The following is a 17,584-nucleotide window of genomic DNA, read 5'->3' as shown; positions in this document are numbered from 1 at the left end:
GGCGCCGAGCGCCCGCCCCGGGTGGGGAACGAGGTTTCGGAAGGGTGGGTTCCTGTCCCCTTTTGAGGGATCTGTTCACCCGTAAGGATTAAATGTGCCCGAGACGGAGGAAGGGGCCTGCATCATCCGCCTACCTTCGCACGGGTGATGAGCAGCAGGCCGGAAACTCCCGCGAACGCAACCGGCGCACACCGGGCGCACCGTGACTCGCGCAAGCGTTCGGCGCCCCGTCAGGCGTCCCGGACGGCGCCGCCCGCGCGCTACGAACCGTGCCTGGACGGCCTTTTCACCTACTGCCTCTCCGTCCTGTGCGATCACGACGCGGCCACCGCGGCGCTGGGCGACGTGCTCCAGCTCGCCGAGCGCAGGGGCTCGCGGGGCCCCGGCGCCGAGGGCGAGCTGCTGCGCCCCTGGCTCTACGCCCTCGCGCGCTGGGTCTGCCTGCGCCGGCTCGCCGAGGCCAAGCGCAACCGCCAGGGCGCGCACGCGGCCCGGGGTGCGGGCGCCGGCCGCAGGGCGGGCCGGGACGCGGCCGCCGCCACCCGGGCCGCGCGGTCCGCCGGGTCCGCCTCATCGGGGGCGTCTGCCTCGCCGGGTGCGTCCGCGCCGGCCGACGCGAGTGTCTCAAGGGGCGCGGGCGTCTCGGCCGACGCGATGGCGACTCCGGGCGCGGCTGCCGCGGCGGGCTCCTCCGCCGCACCGGGCTCGTCCGCCGCGAGGGGCTCCTCCGTCCCACTCGGCGCGGGCGCCTCACCGGTCGCGTGTGTCGCACCGGACGCACCCGGCGCACCCGGCGCACCGAACCGGAGCCGGCCCGCCACCCCCGCCACGTCCGGCGCGTCCGGCGGCTCCGCCCAGGACCCCGCCGCCCTCCCGGAGGAGACCGCCCGGCGGCGGCACCGGGAGCTGGCGCAGCTCGCCTGGCCGGAGGCGGCCGGCACCACCCCCGAGCAGCGCGAGGCCCTCGAACTGGCCGTACGCCACCAGCTCACCCCGGCCGAGGTCGCTGCCGTCCTCGGCATGGACCTCGCCAAGGCCCGCGGCCTGCTCGCCTCCGCGGCCTGCGAGGTGGAGCGCACCCGCGCCGCCCTCGCCGTCGTGGAGAGCGGCAGCTGCCCCATCGTCGCCCGCCTGACCGGCGACAATCAGCTGCTGCTCGGCGCCGCCCTGCGCCGCGAGCTGGTCCGGCACGTCGACGACTGCCCGAGCTGCCGCCGCACCGCCGAGCGCGCCGGGGCGGGCGCCTGGCCCGGCACGGCCGTGAGCCCGGCCACGCTCCCCCTCGTGGCGGCCCCGCGCGACGCCCTGCCGCTCGCCATGGCGCACGTCGCCCGCGCGCGCGGCGCCCACCCCCGCTACGACCGGCGCGGTTTCCCGATGGACCCCAAGGACCACGCCGCGCGCCGCGACCGCCTGCGCGCGCGTGCCGTCACGACGACCGTCGTCGCCACCGTCGTGGCCGCCCCGGTGCTCGCCCTGTGGGCCGCCTACCGGGGAGCGCCCCTCACCGGAGAGGGCCATGACGGCAACCCCGTCACCGCGAGCGAGGGCGACAGCGCCGGACTCGGCAGCGACCGCACCCGCGACTACGAGAACGCGGGCAACGCCCGCAAGGGACCCCACACCCGTTTCACCACGGGCGGCCGCTCACCGGACGTCTCCGTCGAGGTCATCAGCGGCGGCTCCCCGTCCGGCTCCCGGACGGGCCCCGGGCGCCTGACCGTCACGGCCCGGCCCATCGGCGACACGACGCTCATCACGCTGACGGCGTCCGGTGGCGCACCGGTCGCCTGGTCGGCGGCCGAGGACGTCTACTGGCTCTACCTGAGCCGCTCGTCGGGCACGCTCGCACCGGGAGAGTCGGTCACCATCCAGGTGTACGTCGACCACAGCCGCGAGCCGTACGGGCCATGGCGCGCCCGGGTGGCCGTCGCCCCCTCGGGGGCGGTCATCTCCATCGACGGGCACGGCGACGGACGGCCGCCGTCCCATCCCGGCCCAGGGCCGAAGCCGCGCCCCACCGATCCCGGCCCCGTGGACCCGAGGCCCTCCGACCCCGGCCCGTCCGATCCCGGCCCCTCGGACCCCGGCCCCTCCGACCCCGGCCCCGACCCGACGCCGACACCGACGGATCCCGACCCCACGCCCTCGGACCCCGGGCCGGGAGGCCCCTCATCGCCTCCCGGCGACGGGGACACGGGCCCCGGCTGACCGATCCGCCCCGCCCCACCGGCGGCCACCCGCACGGAACCTGTCGGCCACCCCGGCGGGGTCCGCCGCCTAGCGGGCGGGATCCGCCGGATGCGGGGCGAACAGCGGGAGTTGGGAGCGCAGCCGCTCCTCGCACAGCTCCACGAGACGGTCGTAGCCCTCCTTGCCCATCAGCTCGATCAGCTCGGGGCGGTAGGAGACGTACACCGGGTCGCCCGCGCCGTGCGCCGAGGTCGCCGACGTGCACCACCAGTGCAGGTCGTGGCCGCCCGGGCCCCAGCCCCGCCGGTCGTACTCACCGATGGAGACCTGCAGCACGCGCGTGTCGTCGGGCCGGTCGATCCAGTCGTACGTCCGGCGCACCGGCAGCTGCCAGCAGACGTCCGGCTTCGTCTCCAGGGGCTCGCGGCCCTCCCGGAGCGCCAGGATGTGCAGCGAGCAGCCCGCGCCGCCCGCGAAACCGGGGCGGTTCTGGAAGATGCAGGAGCCGTTGAAGGGGCGGGTCTGGCGGTCGCCGTCCTCGTCCGTGGAGACCCAGCCGGTCTCCCGGCCCACGTCGTGGTGCTGCCAGATGTCGGGCGTGAGCCGCTCCACGTACCCGGCGACGCGCTTCTCGTCGTCCTCGTCCGAGAAGTGCGCGCCCAGCGTGCAGCAGCCGTCGTCGGCGCGGCCCGCCTGGATGCCCTGGCAGCCGCTCCCGAAGACGCAGTTCCAGCGCGAGGTCAGCCAGGTCAGGTCGCAGCGGAAGACCTGCTCGTCGTCCGCGGGGTCGGGGAACTCCACCCAGGCCCGGGCGAAGTCCAGGCCCTTCTCGTCCGGCTCGGCCCTGGCGACCTTCGCCTGCTTCCCGGACTTCCCGACCTCCTCGTTCTTCTCCGCCCTGCCGAGCACCCCGGACCCACCGGCCTTGGTGGACTCCTCGGCGGACTTCGCGGGCTTGGCGGACACCGCGGGTTTCTTGGACTTCGCGGGTTCCCCGGACCGGCCGGCCGCGCCTTCCTTCTCCGCCTTTCCGGCCTTCTCCGGCTTCCCCGACTTCGATTTGTCGGCCTTCGTCTTTTTCGTCTTTGGCACATCTCCAGGGTATGCGGGCGGTGGGCCGCCCGGGGCCAGCAGAGCGCCCGATCCGGCGTAGCGTTCCGTGCATGAGACTCGGTGTCCTCGACGTGGGGTCGAACACGGTGCATCTGCTCGTGGTCGACGCCCATCCCGGCGCGCGCCCGCTGCCCGCGCACTCCCACAAGGCCGACCTGCGGCTGGCCCAACTCCTCGACCCGGCGGGGGCGATCGGCCCCGAGGGCGTCGACCGCCTGGTCGCCACCGTCCGCGCGGCGATGGAGGCCGCCGAGGACAAGGGCGTGGAGGAAGTGCTGCCGTTCGCCACCTCCGCGGTGCGCGAGGCGACCAACGCCGACGCCGTCCTGACCCGGGTCAGACAGGAGACCGGCGTCGACCTCCAGGTGCTGTCCGGCGAGGAGGAGGCGAGGCTCACGTTCCTGGCCGCCCGGCGCTGGTTCGGCTGGTCCGCGGGCAAGCTGCTCGTCCTGGACATCGGCGGCGGCTCCCTCGAGATCGCCTACGGCCTGGACGAGGAGCCGGACTGCGCGGTCAGCCTGCCGCTCGGCGCGGGCCGTCTCACCTCCGCCTGGCTCCCCGCCGACCCGCCCGACCCCTCGGACGTGAAGGCGCTGCGGCGGCACGTGCGCGCCCAGATCGCCCGTACGGTGGGGGAGTTCGCCCGCTTCGGCACCCCCGACCACATCGTGGCGACGTCCAAGACGTTCAAGCAGCTCGCCCGGCTGGCGGGCGCGGCGCGCTCGGCGGACGGCCTTTACGTACAGCGCGAACTGAAGCGGAAGTCCCTGGAGGACTGGGTGCCGCAGCTCGCCGCGATGACCACGAGCGAGCGCGCGGAGCTGCCCGGCGTCTCCGAGGGGCGGGCCGGACAACTGCTCGCCGGGGCGCTGGTGGCGGAGGGCGCGCTGGACCTCTTCGGGTGCGAGTCCGTGGAGATCTGCCCGTGGGCGCTGCGCGAGGGCGTGATCCTGCGGCGGCTCGACCACCTGCCCCCGACCCCCTGAGCGAGCGGCGCGAGGCCGCCTCCCCGGTGTGCGGGCGCGGCCCGTACCCTGTTCCTCGTGGCAGATCCAGTGGTGCGCATCCCGGATGCGAAGGTCGCCCTGTCGACGGCCTCGGTCTATCCGGAGTCGACGGCGACGGCCTTCGAGATCGCCGCGCGCCTCGGGTACGACGGTGTCGAGGTCATGGTGTGGACCGACCCCGTCAGCCAGGACATCGAGGCCCTGCGCCGGCTGAGCGACTACCACCGGATCCCGATCCTTGCCGTCCACGCGCCCTGCCTGCTGATCACGCAGCGCGTCTGGTCCACCGACCCGTGGGTCAAGCTCCAGCGCGCCAGGGCCGCCGCCGAGAAGCTCGGCGCCTCCACCGTCGTGGTGCACCCGCCCTTCCGCTGGCAGCGCACCTACGCGCGCGACTTCGTCGAGGGCATCTGGCGGATGGCCGGCGAGACGGACGTGCGCTTCGCCGTGGAGAACATGTACCCCTGGCGCTACCGCGACCGCGAGATGCTCGCGTACGCCCCCGACTGGGACGTCACCAAGGACGACTACCGCCACTTCACCGTCGACCTCTCGCACACCGCGACCGCCCGCACGGACGCGATGGACATGATCGACCGCATGGGCGACCGGCTCGGGCACGTCCACCTCGCCGACGGCAAGGGCTCCGCGAAGGACGAGCACCTCGTCCCCGGCCGCGGCACCCAGCCCTGCGCCGAGCTGCTCGAACGCCTGGCGGCCACCGGCTTCGACGGGCACGTCGTCATCGAGGTCAACACCCGGCGCGCGATGTCCGGCGCCGAACGCGAGGCCGACCTCGCCGAGGCGCTCGCCTTCACCCGGCTGCACCTGGCGTCGGCGGTGCGGGTGCCCCGCTCATGACCTCCGGCGCGCCGTCGGAGCCCGCCGCCCCGCGCCGCCGGGGGCGCCCCTCCCGTACGCAGTCGGAGGCCGGGCCCGCCACGCGCGACCGCATCCTCCAGGCGGCCCGCGACGAATTCTCCGAACGGGGGTACGAGAAGACCTCCGTGCGCGGCATCGCCAAGGCCGCCGGGGTGGACCCCGCGCTCGTGCACCACTACTTCGGCACCAAGGAGCAGGTCTTCGAGGCGGCCGTCGCCGTGGCCTTCGCGCCCGCCCTGGAGGCGCCCGCCGCCGTCGAGGAGGGCCCGCTCGACGGGGTCGGCGAGCGCCTGACCCGCTTCCTGCTCGGCGTCTGGGAGAACCCCGCCACCCGCACCCCGCTGCTGGCCGTCGTGCGCTCCGCGCTGAACAACGAGACGGCCGCCGCGGTCTTCCGCCGCCTCGTCGCCGCCCAGCTGCTCGGCCGCATCGCGCGCCGGCTCGAACTGCCGGACGCGGAGCTGCGCGCCGAACTGGCCGCCGCCCAGCTGGTGGGCGTCGCCATGCTGCGGTACGTGATCAAGGTCGAGCCGCTGGCCTCGGCGGACATGGAGCAGATCGTGGCCCGGGTGGCCCCCGTGGTGCAGGGCCACCTGACCGGCGCCTGACCGCTCGTACGACCCCTGGGGCCCGCCTTCGTACGACCGGCACCCCGCCTTCGTACGGCCGACGCCCCGACGTTCGTACGGGCGACGCCCCGACGTTCGTACGGGCGACGCCCCGACGTTCGTACGGCCGACACCCCAGTGTTCGTACGGCCGACGCCTGAGCCGTGAGACGGCCGTCCCGCCATTCGGACACGCTGTCCGGAGCCCGGAGCCGCGGCGTACGCTCGACAGCAGCCCCATCCCTGCCGAAGGAGCGAGCGACGATGCCCGAGCTCAGGTCCCGCACAGTCACCCACGGCCGCAACATGGCGGGCGCCCGCGCCCTGATGCGCGCCTCCGGTGTACCGGGGGCCGACATCGGGCGCAAGCCGATCATCGCGGTCGCCAACTCCTTCACGGAGTTCGTCCCCGGCCACACCCACCTCCAGCCGGTCGGCCGCATCGTGTCGGAGGCGATCCGCGAGGCGGGCGGCATCGCCCGCGAGTTCAACACCATCGCGGTGGACGACGGCATCGCCATGGGACACGGCGGGATGCTGTACTCCCTGCCCTCGCGCGACCTCATCGCCGACTCCGTGGAGTACATGGTCGAGGCGCACTGCGCCGACGCCCTGATCTGCATCTCCAACTGCGACAAGATCACCCCCGGCATGCTGATGGCCGCCCTGCGCCTCAACATCCCGACGGTCTTCGTCTCCGGCGGCCCCATGGAGGCCGGCAAGGCCACCCTCGTCGACGGCACGGTCCGCAAACTCGACCTGGTCAACGCGATCAGCGACGCGGTGGACGAGAGCATCTCGGACGAGGACATCCTCCGCATCGAGGAGAACGCCTGCCCGACCTGCGGCTCCTGTTCCGGCATGTTCACCGCCAACTCCATGAACTGCCTGACCGAGGCCATCGGCCTCTCCCTGCCGGGCAACGGCTCGGTCCTCGCCACGCACACCGCCCGCAAGGAGCTGTACCAGCGCGCGGGCGCCACGGTCGTGGACATCACCAAGCGGTACTACGACGGCGACGACGCCTCCGTCCTGCCCCGCAACATCGCCACGCACGCCGCGTTCGAGAACGCCATGGCCCTGGACATCGCCATGGGCGGCTCCACCAACACGATCCTGCACCTGCTCGCCGCCGCCCGCGAGGCCGAGGTCGACTACGACCTGTCCGACATCGACGCCGTCTCGCGCCGCGTCCCCTGCCTGGCCAAGGTCGCCCCGAACGCCGCGCCCACCACCACGTACTACATGGAGGACGTGCACCGCGCCGGCGGCATCCCCGCGCTCCTCGGCGAGCTGTACCGCGGCGGCCTCCTCAACGAGGACGTGCACACCGTCCACTCGCCCTCCATCAAGGAGTGGCTGGACACCTGGGACATCCGCTCCGGCTCCGCCTCGGAGGAGGCCCTGGAGCTGTGGCACGCGGCGCCCGGCTGCAAGCGCTCCGCCGAGGCCTTCTCCCAGTCCGAGCGCTGGGACACCCTCGACACGGACGCCGCGAACGGCTGCATCCGCGACGTCGCCCACGCCTACTCCAAGGACGGCGGCCTGGGCGTCCTCAAGGGCAACATCGCCGTGGACGGCTGCGTCGTGAAGACCGCCGGTGTCGACGAGTCGATCTGGACCTTCGAGGGCCCCGCGGTCGTCTGCGACTCGCAGGAAGAGGCCGTCGAGAAGATCCTCAACAAGGCGGTCACTGCGGGCGACGTCGTCGTCATCCGCTACGAGGGCCCCAAGGGCGGCCCCGGCATGCAGGAGATGCTCTACCCCACCTCCTTCCTGAAGGGCCGCGGCCTCGGCAAGGTCTGCGCCCTGGTCACCGACGGCCGCTTCTCCGGCGGCACCTCCGGCCTCTCGATCGGCCACGCCTCGCCCGAAGCGGCGTCCGGCGGCACGATCGCGCTGGTCGAGGACGGCGACCGCATCCGCATCGACATCCCGAACCGCTCGATCGAGCTGCTCGTCGACGACGCCGAGCTGGCGCGCCGCCGGGAGGCACTGGGCGGCGTGTACGAACCCAAGGCGCGCGAGCGCAAGGTCTCGGCGGCCCTGCGCGCGTACGCGGCGATGGCGACCAGCGCCGACAAGGGCGCGGTGCGGGACGTGTCGAAGCTCGGCTGAACCCGGGCGGACCCCCCGAAACCTTTCGCGGCGCGGGCGCGTCCTTGGTGTGAGGAACATGCCAGGGACGGCCCGCGCCGTCCGTCAACGGGGGAGAGAACTGTGAGCGAGAACGTCATCACACCCGAGGGTCTGGCCGGGACGGCGGAGCCCGTCGAGACCATCCTGGCCGCCAGGACCTACACGATCGCCGCGGACGTCAACGTCCGTTCGGGACCCGGCTCCTCGTACGCCAAGGTGGGCCGCCTCAGGGCGGGCTCGCAGGTCGCCATCGCCTGCCAGAAGCCGGGCGAGACGGTCACGGGCCCGACCGGCACCTCCAAGCTCTGGGACCGCATCGGCAGCGGCCGGTACGTCTCGGACACCTACGTCCGCACGGGCAGCAACGGCTACGTGGCGCCGCGCTGCTGAGGCCTTACGGGGGACAGCGGCGGACCTGTGCTCGGGCCCCGACGCAGGAGCAGCCGGAGACCGGGGGCCCGTCACCCGGGCTTCGGGGGTCTCGTCGCGTCGAAGGCGAACACCGTGTTCTCGGCCGCCGCGACGACCAGGACGCGCCCGGCGACGGTGACGCGCGGCGCGGCGTTCACCTCGCCCGCGACACCGTCCGCCCGCGGGTCCGTCGTCCACAGCGGCTCGCCCCCGCGCGCGGAGAGCGCGACGACGCGACCGCCGGCCGAGCTGAAGTACAGGGCCCCGCCGTCGCCGCCCGCCACCGGCCCCGACGCCCCTTCGACGCCCGTCTGCCGGTCCCACTTCTCGCGACCGCTCACCGGGTCGAGGGCCGTGACGAGCCCGGTCCGCCCGCTCACATAGACGGTGCCGCCCGCCATCCCGGGCGTCCCCTCGTACGCCTTCGCCAGGCGCGCGTACGTCACCTTGCGCAGCGACCGGTCCACGCGGGTCACGCCGTCGAAGCCGACCGAGGCCGGCCCCTCCATCCGCTGGTGGAGGAAGACGAGGCTGTCGCCCGCCGTACCGGCCGGCAGCACGGGCCCCTTGACGGCGACGGCCCCGCCGAGGCCTCCGGAGGCCGGGTCCATGGTCCGCAGCGCGGGCCGGCGCACCGGGCCCTCGGCCAGTTCGGCGTCCGACGCGCACATCGCGTACAGCCGGGCGCCCGACGCGAGCGGGGCGCACCGCGTGCCGGAGGGGAACGGCTGCCGCCAGAGCACCTTGCCGCTGCGCGCCCGCCGGGCCTCGAAGCGGGAGTTGTCCGCGTCGACCGTCACGACGGCCGAGCCCACCACCACGGCGTCCCGCGTCTGCCCCGTCACGGCCGTCGACTGCGCGCCGGACGGCACGGACCACAGCTCCTCGCCCTTGTCCGCGTCGAGGGCGACCACTTCGGTGGCGGGGCCGGGCGCGCCCTCGGCCGCGAAGCGGTAGCCGAGCACCGTGTCACCGGCGACGCCCACCAGGTGCATGCCCTGGACCGGGACGCCCGGGCTCTTCTCCGTCCACACCCGGGAGCCGTCGGAGGCGTCGATCCGGGTCGCGACGACCCCGCCGCCCCCGCAGAACAGCGCGTCGCCGCGCGCCTCGCACCGCAGCTCGTCAGGGATGTCGGCCCGCCCGCCCGGCACCTTCTCGAGCCACGGCCGGAACCCGTCCGGCAGCGGCGCCCCGGTCGCCGCGACAGCGCGGCCCCCGCCCTGGCCGTTCGCACTCTCCGGCTTGTCGGTGTCGTCGGCCCGCATCAGCGCGGCGCCCGTACCGATCGCCGCGACGGCGACCACGGCGGCCAGCACGGTCCGCAGCCGGCGCCGGCCACCGGCGGGCCGCCGCACGGCGCCCGGCTCGGCGCCGGGCGCACCGTCGCCGGACGACTGGGCAGTGGTCGGCGGCGGGGTCGCGTCGTCCGTGGCCAGATGGTGCTGGGTGTCCGTCTCCCGGGTGCGGCGCGGCCCGCCCGGGACCGCCGCGCCCCCGAGGTCCGCCGGCAGGTCCCGCAGCGGTACCAGCAGTTCGTCCGCCGAGGGCCGGTCCTTGGGGTCCTTCGCCAGACACGGCTCGACCACCTCGCGCAGCGCGGCCGGCACCGAGCCCAGGGACGGCGGCTCGTGCACGACTTGATACGCCGTCATGTACGGGCTGTCCGCGTCGAAGGGCCCCTGCCCCGTCGCCGCGTAGACGAGCAGCGTGCCCAGCGAGAACACGTCGGAGCGCGGCCCGACCCCGCGCGGCGCCTGCAACTGCTCGGGCGACATGAACGGCGGCGTCCCGATGACCCGCCCCGTCATCGTCAGTGTCTGCTGGTCCGCGGCGCGCGAGATGCCGAAGTCGATGACCCGCGGCCCCTCGGGGGAGAGGACCACGTTCGACGGCTTCAGGTCCCGGTGCACGACCCCCGCGCGGTGGATGTCCCGCAGCGCCTCCGTGAGCCCGATGGCCAGCCTGCGCAGGTCGGCGCCGCCGATCGGGCCGTGCCGGGCGATGCGCTGGGCGAGCGTGGGGCCCTCGATGTACGTCGTGGCCATCCACGGGTGGGCGGCCTCCGGGTCGGCGTCGATCACGGCCGCGGTGAAGGCGCCGCTGACGCGCCGGGCGGCGGCCACCTCCTGCCGGAAGCGGATCCGGAACTCCTCGTCATCCGCGAACTGCTGGTGGATCAGCTTGATCGCGACCGGCCGCCCCGAAGCCGTACGCCCCAGGAACACCGTGCCCATGCCGCCGGAGCCGAGCCGCGCCTCCAGCGGATACCCGCCGATCTCCTCGGGATCTCCTCCACGGAGTGACATGGTCCGACCTCCCCGTGATCCCCCGTTACGGCTTACGCCGCCCAAACTAGCGGCCGGGTACAGGGGCAGGACAAGGAGGGGGACGAATAGGGCGCGCCGCTGTGTGACGGGCGGGGCGATAATCAAACGGTGAGCGAAGACACCACCGCCCCCGGCCCGCGCCCCGAGCCCCTCCGCTTCTTCGGCACGACGTGGGTCGCCCACGACGGCGGCTACGGCGCGCGCCGGGCCGGTGCCGCCGCCGGCTCGCTGCTCGCGGCCGCCGCCGGCTGCCTCGTGCTGCGCTTCGCCTACGAGGGGCTGGTCATCGCGGAGGTGGGGACGGTCGTCAATCTCCTCGTCGTCGTGATGTTCGCGATCTGCAGCGCGATCGCCTTCCGCCGCACCTGGGAGGGTTTCACCAAGCGGCACGACCCGGCGTCCCAGGCGCAGCTGCGGGGCCTGCTCACCATCGGCTTCATCGGCGGCCTCCTCGCGTACTTCTTCCGCGCCCTGACCGAGGCCCCGGGCGAGCGCCTGCACCGCGAGGAGTACGAGGCGGCACTCGCCCAGTACGAGAAGCGCGCCGCACGCCGCGCGGGCAACCCGTCCCGCAAAAAGCGCAAGCCCTGAACCGGCCGCCCGGCCTGGGCGAGCCCCTGACCGGGTCCGCTCACCCTGGCGGGCCCCTGGCCTGGCGGGCCCCCGGCCCGGCAGGCTCCCGGCCTCGCAAGCCCCCCGGAGCCAGCAGGCCCCCGGCCCCGGCAGAGCCCCGGCTCCGACAGACGCCCCGGCCCGGCAGGCCGGGCCCGGCAGGCCCCCGGCCCCGGCAGAGCCCCGGCCCCGGCGGGCCCCCGGCTCTTGCAGAGCCCCGGCTCCGGCAGGCCTCCGGCTCCGGCAGGCCTCCGGCCCCGGCAGACCCCCGGCTCCGGCAGGCCTCCGGCCCCGGCAGACCCCCGGCTCCGGCAGGCCTCCGGCCCCGGCAGAGCCCCGGCCCCGCCAGACCCCCAGCCCCGGCAGGCCCCCGGCCCGGCAGAGCCCTGGCTCCGGCAACCCCCGGCCCCGCCAGACCCCCCGGCGCCAGCAGACCCAGGCCCCCGCCCCGCCGGGCCTCCGCCCCCGACACCCCTCCGGCAGACCCAACCGGGCGCTTTATTCATCGCCCGGTGAATAACCCTTGACGAGCCGCCCCGCCCGGAGGAGTATTCATCGCATGATGAATAAAAAGCCCCCGTCGGCCGACCCGCCGTCCGCCGACGACACCCCGCACGGCCCCGCCATCCAGGCCGAAGGCCTCACCGTCACCAGGGGCCCCCGCACCGTCCTGCGCGGCCTCGACTTCACGGTCCCCCGAGGCAGGATCACCGGCCTCCTCGGCCCCTCCGGCTGCGGCAAGTCCACCCTCATGCGCGCGATCGTCGGCACCCAGGCCAGGGTCACCGGCACCCTGCGCGTCCTCGGCAGGCCCGCCGGCGCCCCCGCCCTGCGCTCCCGCATCGGCTACGTCACCCAGGCCCCGTCCGTCTACGACGACCTGACCGTCCGCCAGAACCTGGACTACTTCGCCGCCGTCCTCGACCCCGGCCGCGGCCCCGCGGCCGAACGCCGCCGCGCACACGTCACCCGCGCCATCGAGGACGTCGACCTGACCACCCACGCCGACGCCCTCGCCGGCCGGCTCTCCGGCGGCCAGCGCAGCCGCGTCTCCCTCGCCGTCGCCCTGCTCGGCACCCCCGAACTGCTCGTACTGGACGAACCGACCGTCGGCCTCGACCCCGTGCTCCGCCGCGACCTGTGGCACCTCTTCCACGCCATCGCCGCCGAACGGGGCGCCGCCATCCTCGTCTCCTCCCACGTCATGGACGAAGCGGAACGCTGCCACCGCCTCCTCCTCATGCGCGAGGGCCGCATCCTCGCCGAGGACACCCCCGAGGCGCTGCGCGCCCGCACCGGATCCGACACGGTCGAGGCGGCGTTCCTCCACCTCGTCGACCAGGACACGGCAAGGAGCCCCCGATGAACACCCACCGCACCCTCGCCACCGCCGCCCGCGTCCTGCGCCAGCTGCGCCACGACCCCCGCTCCATCGCCCTGATGGTCCTGGTCCCCTGCGTGATGCTGCTGCTCCTGCGCTACGTGTTCGACGGCGCCCCGCGCACCTTCGACTCCATCGGCGCCTCGCTCCTCGGCATCTTCCCGCTCATCACCATGTTCCTGGTGACCTCGATCGCCACCCTGCGCGAACGCACCTCCGGCACCCTCGAACGCCTCCTCGCCATGCCCCTCGGCAAGGGCGACCTCATCGCCGGCTACGCCCTCGCCTTCGGCGCCCTCGCCGTCGTCCAGTCCGCCCTCGCCACCGGCCTCGCCCTGTGGGCCCTCGGCCTGGACGTCACCGGCTCCGCCTGGCTGCTGCTCCTGGTCGCCCTGCTCGACGCCCTGCTGGGCACCGCCCTCGGCCTGTTCGTCTCCGCGTTCGCCGCGTCCGAGTTCCAGGCCGTCCAGTTCATGCCGGCGGTGATCTTCCCCCAACTCCTGCTCTGCGGCCTGTTCGCACCCCGGGACGCCATGCAGCCGGTCCTGGAGAAGATCTCCGACGTGCTGCCGATGTCGTACGCCGTCGACGGCATGAACGAAGTGCTCCGCCACCCCGATGTCACCGGCGACTTCGTGCGCGACGCCGTCATCGTCGCCGGCTGCGCCGTCCTGGTCCTCGGCCTGGGCGCCGCCACCCTGCGCCGCCGCACGGCCTGACCCCCGCCTCCCCCGAGCCCCCCGGGGCCGCGTCCGCCCACCGGACGCACCCTCGGACCGCCGCCGCCCGATGCGAGGATGGCCCCCGGACGACGCAACCCCGGAAGGCCCCGCCCATGAGCCGCACCACGAGCCAGAAAGTCGCAGTCCTCGGCACCGGAAAGATCGGTGAAGCCCTGCTCAGCGGCATGATCCGCAGCGGCTGGGCGCCGGCCGACCTGCTGGTCACCACCCGCCGCCAGGAACGCGCCGACGAGCTGCGCACCCGCTACGGCGTCGCCCCCGTCAGCAACGCCGAGGCCGCCACGCGGGCCGACACCCTGATCCTCGCCTGCAAGCCGCAGGACATGGCGAAGCTGCTCGACGAACTGGCCCCGCACGTCACCCCCGACCGCCTCGTCATCAGCGCCGCCGCCGGCATCACCACCGCGTTCATCGAGGAGCGCCTGGCCGACGGGACGCCCGTCGTGCGCGTCATGCCGAACACCCCCGTCCTCGTGGACGAGGGCATGTCCGTCATCTCGGCCGGCAGCCACGCCAGCGCCGACGCGCTCGCCCTCACCGAGGGCATCTTCGGCGCCGTCGGCAAGACGCTGCGGGTGCCCGAGACGCAGCAGGACGCCTGCACCGCCCTGTCCGGCTCGGGACCGGCCTACTTCTACTTCCTCGTCGAGGCCATGACGGACGCCGGCATCCTGCTCGGCCTGCCCCGCGACAAGGCCCACGACCTGATCGTCCAGGCGGCGGTCGGCGCCTCCGTCATGCTCCGCGACAGCGGCGAGCACCCGGTGAAACTCCGCGAGGCCGTCACCTCCCCGGCGGGCACGACGATCAACGCGATCCGCGAACTGGAGAACCACGGCGTGCGCGCCGCCCTCATCGCGGCCCTGGAAGCGGCCCGCGACCGCAGCCGCGAACTGGCCTCCGGCAACAACAGCTGACACCGCCCGCCCAGGGCCCCCTCAGCCCTCCGAGGAGAGAAGCGCCGCGGTGGTCACCACCTGCGCGAACCCACCACCGTGCAGGGTGACCGCCGAGGCCTGCGCCAGCTCCTCCGCCTCGCGCCGCCACCCGAAAGGCCCCTCCAGGTCGAAGGTGTAGGTGGCGTCCAGCGCGAACAACACCTCATAGCCGAGATTCCCGCCCATCCGGGCGGTCGTCTCCGCGCACATGTTCGTCTGGATCCCGGCCACCACGAACTGCGAGATCCCCTCGGCCTTGAACCACGCGTCCAGGTCCGGCGTCCCGTAGAAGGCCGAGTTCACCGTCTTCGTCACCAGCAGCTCGGCCCCCGCGCCCTTCCCGCGCCGCTCCTCGACATATGCCTTGAAGCCGTTCCCCGCGTATCCCGGCCGCAACGGCGACGCCGGCTTCGGCGAGTCATGCCGTACGAAGACGACCGGGCGCCCCGCGGCCTGCCAGGCGTCGATCAGCGCGGCGATGTTGTCATCGGCCCCCGGATTGTTCCGGGGCCCCCAGAACTCCTCCTCCTCGAACCCCTTCTGTACGTCCACCACGACCAGTGCTGCGTTCTCCGCGATCTCCATGACCACGATGCTGCCGCGCCCGCCCCCGCCGCCCCAGAGCCACAAAAGCCAGCGATCGATGGTTTACTGCCACCGTGCCCGCCCCGACGGAAACCCCGACGAACTCCACGGCGGCGGCGACCGCCCGCCCCGCTCAGCGCATCGCCCTCCTCGCCTTCCCCGGCATCCGCGCCTTCGACGTATCCGTCATCAACGAGGTCTGGGGGACCGACCGCACCGACCGGGGCGTCCCGCGCTTCGAGCTGCGCCGGGTCGCCGCCGACCCCGCGCCCGTCCCCCTCCGGGGCGGCCTCACCCTCACCCCGGACCGCACCCTCGCCTGGCTGACCCGGCTCACCGGCGCCGATCTGGTCGTCGTGCCGGGCCTGGACGCGCACCTCGCCCCCGTACCGCCGCCGGTCCTCGACGCCCTGCGCACGGCCCACGCGCGCGGCATCACCGTCGCGGCGCTGTGCGGCGGCGCCTTCGCCCTCGCCCAGGCGGGCCTCCTCGACGGCCGCCGCGCGATCACCCACTGGAACCTCGTCGACCTGCTGCGCGCCCATCACCCCCGCGTCGGCGTCGAGCCCGACGCCCTCTTCATCGAGGACGACAACATCTGGACCTCGGCGGGCACAGCCGCCGGCATCGACCTGTGCCTGCACCTGGTCCGCACCGCCCACGGCTCCGAAGCGGCGGCGACGATCGCGCGCTCCATGGTCACGGCCCCCTTCCGCACGGGCACGCAGGCCCAGTTCATCGAGCACCCCACCCCGCGCGCCGACCGCGACGCCGACACCCTGGCCGCCGTACGCGAGTACGCGCTCCGGCATCTGGACGAACCGCTCACGGTCGCCGGCCTCGCCGCCCGCGCGGGCATGTCGGCACGCTCCTTCGCCCGCCACTTCACGGCGGCGACCGGCACGACGCCCCTGCGCTGGCTCCTGGACCAGCGCGTCGCCGCCGCCCAGAAGCTGCTGGAACGCACCGACCTGCCCATGCCGGAGGTCGCCCGCCGCGCCGGCTTCGGCAGCGAGGTCACGATGCGCCAGCACTTCGCGTCGCGCCTCGCCACCAGCCCCCGCGCCTACCGCGCCTCGTTCTCCGGGGGCAGCAGACCGATCGCCCGATAGGCGCCGTCGACCGTGGGCCGCGCCATCCCCCGGGCCCGCTCGGCCCCCTGCCGCAGCACCCCCTCCACATAGGAGGGGTCCGCCATCAGCTCCTTGTGCCGCTCCTGCACCGGCCTGAGCAGCTCCACCACGGCATCGGCGGTGTCCTTCTTCAACGCGCCGTACGAGGTGTACGCACCGCTGAGCGCTTCCGGGGCCGCCCCTTGGCAGGCGGCGAGGATCTCCAGGAGATTCGAGACCCCGGGCCTGGCCGCACGGTCGAACGCGACCTCGCTCCCGCTGTCGGTGACCGCCCGCAGGATCTTCTTCCGCACGACGTCCGGCTCGTCCAGCAGATAGACGATCCCCGCCCCGGCCTCGTGGGACTTGCCCATCTTCGACGCTGGATCCTGGAGGTCCATGACCCGCGCGGCGACCTCGGGCGGCGTGGCCCGCGGCACCACGAAGGTCTGCCCGTAGCGCTGGTTGAACCGCACCGCCAGATCCCTGGTGAGTTCGACGTGCTGCGTCTGGTCCTCACCCACCGGCACCTCGTCGGCCCCGTACGCGAGGATGTCCGCCGCCATCAGCACGGGATAGGTGAGCAGCGAAAGCCGCACACTCCCGCCCCGCGCCCGCTCCCGCACGGACTTCTCCTTGTACTGGATCATCCGCCGCATCTCGCCGTCCGTGGCGACGCACTCCAGCAGGTACGAGAGCCGGGCGTGCTCGTCGACATGGCTCTGGACGAAGACGGTGGCCCGTCCGGGATCGATCCCGGAGGCGAGCAGCAGCGTCGCCGCCTGCCTGCTGAGCCTGCGCACCCGGCCGGGATCGTGGTCCACGGTCAGCGCGTGCAGGTCCACGACGCTGAACAGCGCGTCGGCGCGGTACTGGTCGACCTCGGCCCACCGCCGGACGGCCCCCAGGTAGTTGCCCAGGGTCAGATGCCCCGTCGGCTTGACCCCGCTGAAGATCCTCGTCATCTCTCCGCCTCCTGCTCCGGGCCGCCGGCCCGACGACCGGGCTCCGGGCCCTCCGCGGGGAGAGACACGAACGGCCGCCGAGGCGGCGGCCGTTGGGTACACGCGCGTGAGTACGGCCGCCGTCAGGCGGCCCACCACAGCTGGGTGCACGCGTGCGTTGTCATGGGCCCCAGGGTAGCGCCGGGAGGGCGCCCCGGCAGGGAGTTGACACTCCTGGAGGGGGTACGTAGTGTTCTCCGAGTTGCCCGACGTGAGCGCCGACCACCAGCTGGTCGGTCCCCGGGCGGCCATTCCGCAACAACCATTCAAGCGATCGACGTCGCGTTCCCTCACGGGATCCGCCTTCGGCTCGTTTTCATGCGTATTTGCGAAATGAGGAATCGGCGTTCGAGAGGGCGCCCCCGATTAGGTCGGGAGCCAGGATTCCGCTAAAGTCTCACTCGTCGGAACGGCCCAACAGCCGCGAAGACAACCCGCTCTGACCGGGAATCAGGCCCGAAAGGATCTGATAGAGTCGGAACCGCCGGAAAGGGAAACGCGAAAGCCGAAAGGCCGGAGCGGGAACC

The 17,584-nt window shown here is 74.0% G+C and carries 15 protein-coding genes; 11 read left to right on the top strand and 4 right to left on the bottom strand.

Going from position 1 to position 17,584, the window contains the following annotated elements; genetic code table 11:
* Window positions 1-147 precede the first annotated feature (147 nt).
* A complete protein-coding gene (locus ABZ385_RS31605) occupies window positions 148-2,211 on the top strand; it encodes a hypothetical protein (protein ID WP_358914026.1) in 2,064 nt (687 codons plus the stop codon).
* Window positions 2,212-2,280: 69 nt separating this feature from the next.
* Here ABZ385_RS31605 and ABZ385_RS31600 read toward each other — a convergent pair whose 3' ends face one another.
* A complete protein-coding gene (locus ABZ385_RS31600; protein ID WP_358699877.1) occupies window positions 2,281-3,285 on the bottom strand; it encodes a hypothetical protein in 1,005 nt (334 codons plus the stop codon).
* Between the two features lie 71 nt (window positions 3,286-3,356).
* Here ABZ385_RS31600 and ABZ385_RS31595 point away from each other — a divergent pair, with 71 nt between their 5' ends.
* From ABZ385_RS31595 to ABZ385_RS31575, 5 genes are all read left to right on the top strand, one after another.
* Window positions 3,357-4,292, top strand: a complete 936-nt coding sequence (locus ABZ385_RS31595; RefSeq protein ID WP_358589447.1) for a Ppx/GppA phosphatase family protein — start codon at window positions 3,357-3,359, stop codon at window positions 4,290-4,292.
* 57 nt (window positions 4,293-4,349) lie between these two features.
* Window positions 4,350-5,174 (top strand): sugar phosphate isomerase/epimerase, encoded by an 825-nt coding sequence (locus ABZ385_RS31590; RefSeq protein WP_358914025.1) that lies wholly within the window; start codon window positions 4,350-4,352, stop codon window positions 5,172-5,174.
* The gene (locus ABZ385_RS31585; protein ID WP_358914024.1) at window positions 5,171-5,803 is read left to right on the top strand and encodes a TetR family transcriptional regulator; all 633 of its coding nucleotides are present in this window, start codon (window positions 5,171-5,173) and stop codon (window positions 5,801-5,803) included. The genes ABZ385_RS31590 and ABZ385_RS31585 overlap by 4 nt, the downstream gene beginning before the upstream one ends.
* 263 nt (window positions 5,804-6,066) lie before the next feature.
* Window positions 6,067-7,920: a dihydroxy-acid dehydratase gene (gene ilvD / locus ABZ385_RS31580; protein WP_358589454.1), complete on the top strand. Its 1,854-nt coding sequence runs from the start codon at window positions 6,067-6,069 to the stop codon at window positions 7,918-7,920.
* Between the two features lie 162 nt (window positions 7,921-8,082).
* On the top strand, window positions 8,083-8,331 hold the full coding sequence (locus ABZ385_RS31575) for an SH3 domain-containing protein (RefSeq protein WP_358589464.1): 249 nt from the start codon (window positions 8,083-8,085) through the stop codon (window positions 8,329-8,331).
* A 71-nt stretch (window positions 8,332-8,402) separates the two neighbouring features.
* On the opposite strand, the gene ABZ385_RS31570 is transcribed toward ABZ385_RS31575, so the two are convergent.
* The gene (locus ABZ385_RS31570; RefSeq protein ID WP_358914023.1) at window positions 8,403-10,661 is read right to left on the bottom strand and encodes a protein kinase; all 2,259 of its coding nucleotides are present in this window, start codon (window positions 10,659-10,661) and stop codon (window positions 8,403-8,405) included.
* Window positions 10,662-10,790: 129 nt separating this feature from the next.
* Here ABZ385_RS31570 and ABZ385_RS31565 point away from each other — a divergent pair, with 129 nt between their 5' ends.
* The 4 genes from ABZ385_RS31565 (at window position 10,791) to proC (ending at window position 14,335) form a co-directional block, all read left to right on the top strand.
* Complete coding sequence (locus ABZ385_RS31565) at window positions 10,791-11,273, top strand: EamA/RhaT family transporter (protein WP_358589459.1); 483 nt, start codon at window positions 10,791-10,793, stop codon at window positions 11,271-11,273.
* Window positions 11,274-11,853: 580 nt separating this feature from the next.
* Window positions 11,854-12,660, top strand: coding sequence for an ABC transporter ATP-binding protein (locus ABZ385_RS31560; RefSeq protein ID WP_358914022.1), 807 nt, complete (start codon window positions 11,854-11,856; stop codon window positions 12,658-12,660).
* Window positions 12,657-13,394: an ABC transporter permease gene (locus tag ABZ385_RS31555; protein WP_358699127.1), complete on the top strand. Its 738-nt coding sequence runs from the start codon at window positions 12,657-12,659 to the stop codon at window positions 13,392-13,394. Before ABZ385_RS31560 ends, ABZ385_RS31555 begins: the two co-directional genes overlap by 4 nt.
* A gap of 116 nt (window positions 13,395-13,510) precedes the next feature.
* The gene (gene proC, locus ABZ385_RS31550; protein ID WP_358590264.1) at window positions 13,511-14,335 is read left to right on the top strand and encodes a pyrroline-5-carboxylate reductase; all 825 of its coding nucleotides are present in this window, start codon (window positions 13,511-13,513) and stop codon (window positions 14,333-14,335) included.
* A 21-nt stretch (window positions 14,336-14,356) separates the two neighbouring features.
* On the opposite strand, the gene ABZ385_RS31545 is transcribed toward proC, so the two are convergent.
* The gene (locus tag ABZ385_RS31545; RefSeq protein WP_358590262.1) at window positions 14,357-14,941 is read right to left on the bottom strand and encodes a cysteine hydrolase family protein; all 585 of its coding nucleotides are present in this window, start codon (window positions 14,939-14,941) and stop codon (window positions 14,357-14,359) included.
* Between the two features lie 140 nt (window positions 14,942-15,081).
* On the opposite strand from ABZ385_RS31545, the gene ABZ385_RS31540 reads away from it, so the two are divergent.
* The gene (locus ABZ385_RS31540; protein ID WP_358590270.1) at window positions 15,082-16,053 is read left to right on the top strand and encodes a helix-turn-helix domain-containing protein; all 972 of its coding nucleotides are present in this window, start codon (window positions 15,082-15,084) and stop codon (window positions 16,051-16,053) included.
* On the opposite strand, the gene trpS is transcribed toward ABZ385_RS31540, so the two are convergent.
* Window positions 16,008-17,018: a tryptophan--tRNA ligase gene (gene trpS / locus ABZ385_RS31535; protein WP_358699124.1), complete on the bottom strand. Its 1,011-nt coding sequence runs from the start codon at window positions 17,016-17,018 to the stop codon at window positions 16,008-16,010. The genes ABZ385_RS31540 and trpS overlap by 46 nt on opposite strands.
* Window positions 17,019-17,584 lie beyond the last annotated feature (566 nt).

It is taken from the genome of Streptomyces sp. NPDC005898, assembly GCF_040629635.1.
In the GTDB taxonomy this organism is placed as follows: domain Bacteria; phylum Actinomycetota; class Actinomycetes; order Streptomycetales; family Streptomycetaceae; genus Streptomyces.
The sequence above is the reverse complement of the archived record's forward strand: the minus strand, read 5'-3'. Positions and strand labels throughout refer to the sequence as shown.

What these genes read in the sequence shown, in the direction of transcription:
- ABZ385_RS31605 (WP_358914026.1), top strand. Translation starts at nt 148, where the DNA reads ATGAGCAGCAGGCCGGAAACTCCCGCGAACGCAACCGGCGCACACCGG.
- ABZ385_RS31595 (WP_358589447.1), top strand. Translation starts at nt 3,357, where the DNA reads ATGAGACTCGGTGTCCTCGACGTGGGGTCGAACACGGTGCATCTGCTC.
- ABZ385_RS31585 (WP_358914024.1), top strand. Translation starts at nt 5,171, where the DNA reads ATGACCTCCGGCGCGCCGTCGGAGCCCGCCGCCCCGCGCCGCCGGGGG.
- ilvD (WP_358589454.1), top strand. Translation starts at nt 6,067, where the DNA reads ATGCCCGAGCTCAGGTCCCGCACAGTCACCCACGGCCGCAACATGGCG.
- ABZ385_RS31570 (WP_358914023.1), bottom strand. Translation starts at nt 10,661, where the DNA reads ATGTCACTCCGTGGAGGAGATCCCGAGGAGATCGGCGGGTATCCGCTG.
- ABZ385_RS31560 (WP_358914022.1), top strand. Translation starts at nt 11,854, where the DNA reads ATGATGAATAAAAAGCCCCCGTCGGCCGACCCGCCGTCCGCCGACGAC.
- ABZ385_RS31555 (WP_358699127.1), top strand. Translation starts at nt 12,657, where the DNA reads ATGAACACCCACCGCACCCTCGCCACCGCCGCCCGCGTCCTGCGCCAG.
- proC (WP_358590264.1), top strand. Translation starts at nt 13,511, where the DNA reads ATGAGCCGCACCACGAGCCAGAAAGTCGCAGTCCTCGGCACCGGAAAG.
- ABZ385_RS31545 (WP_358590262.1), bottom strand. Translation starts at nt 14,941, where the DNA reads ATGGAGATCGCGGAGAACGCAGCACTGGTCGTGGTGGACGTACAGAAG.
- trpS (WP_358699124.1), bottom strand. Translation starts at nt 17,018, where the DNA reads ATGACGAGGATCTTCAGCGGGGTCAAGCCGACGGGGCATCTGACCCTG.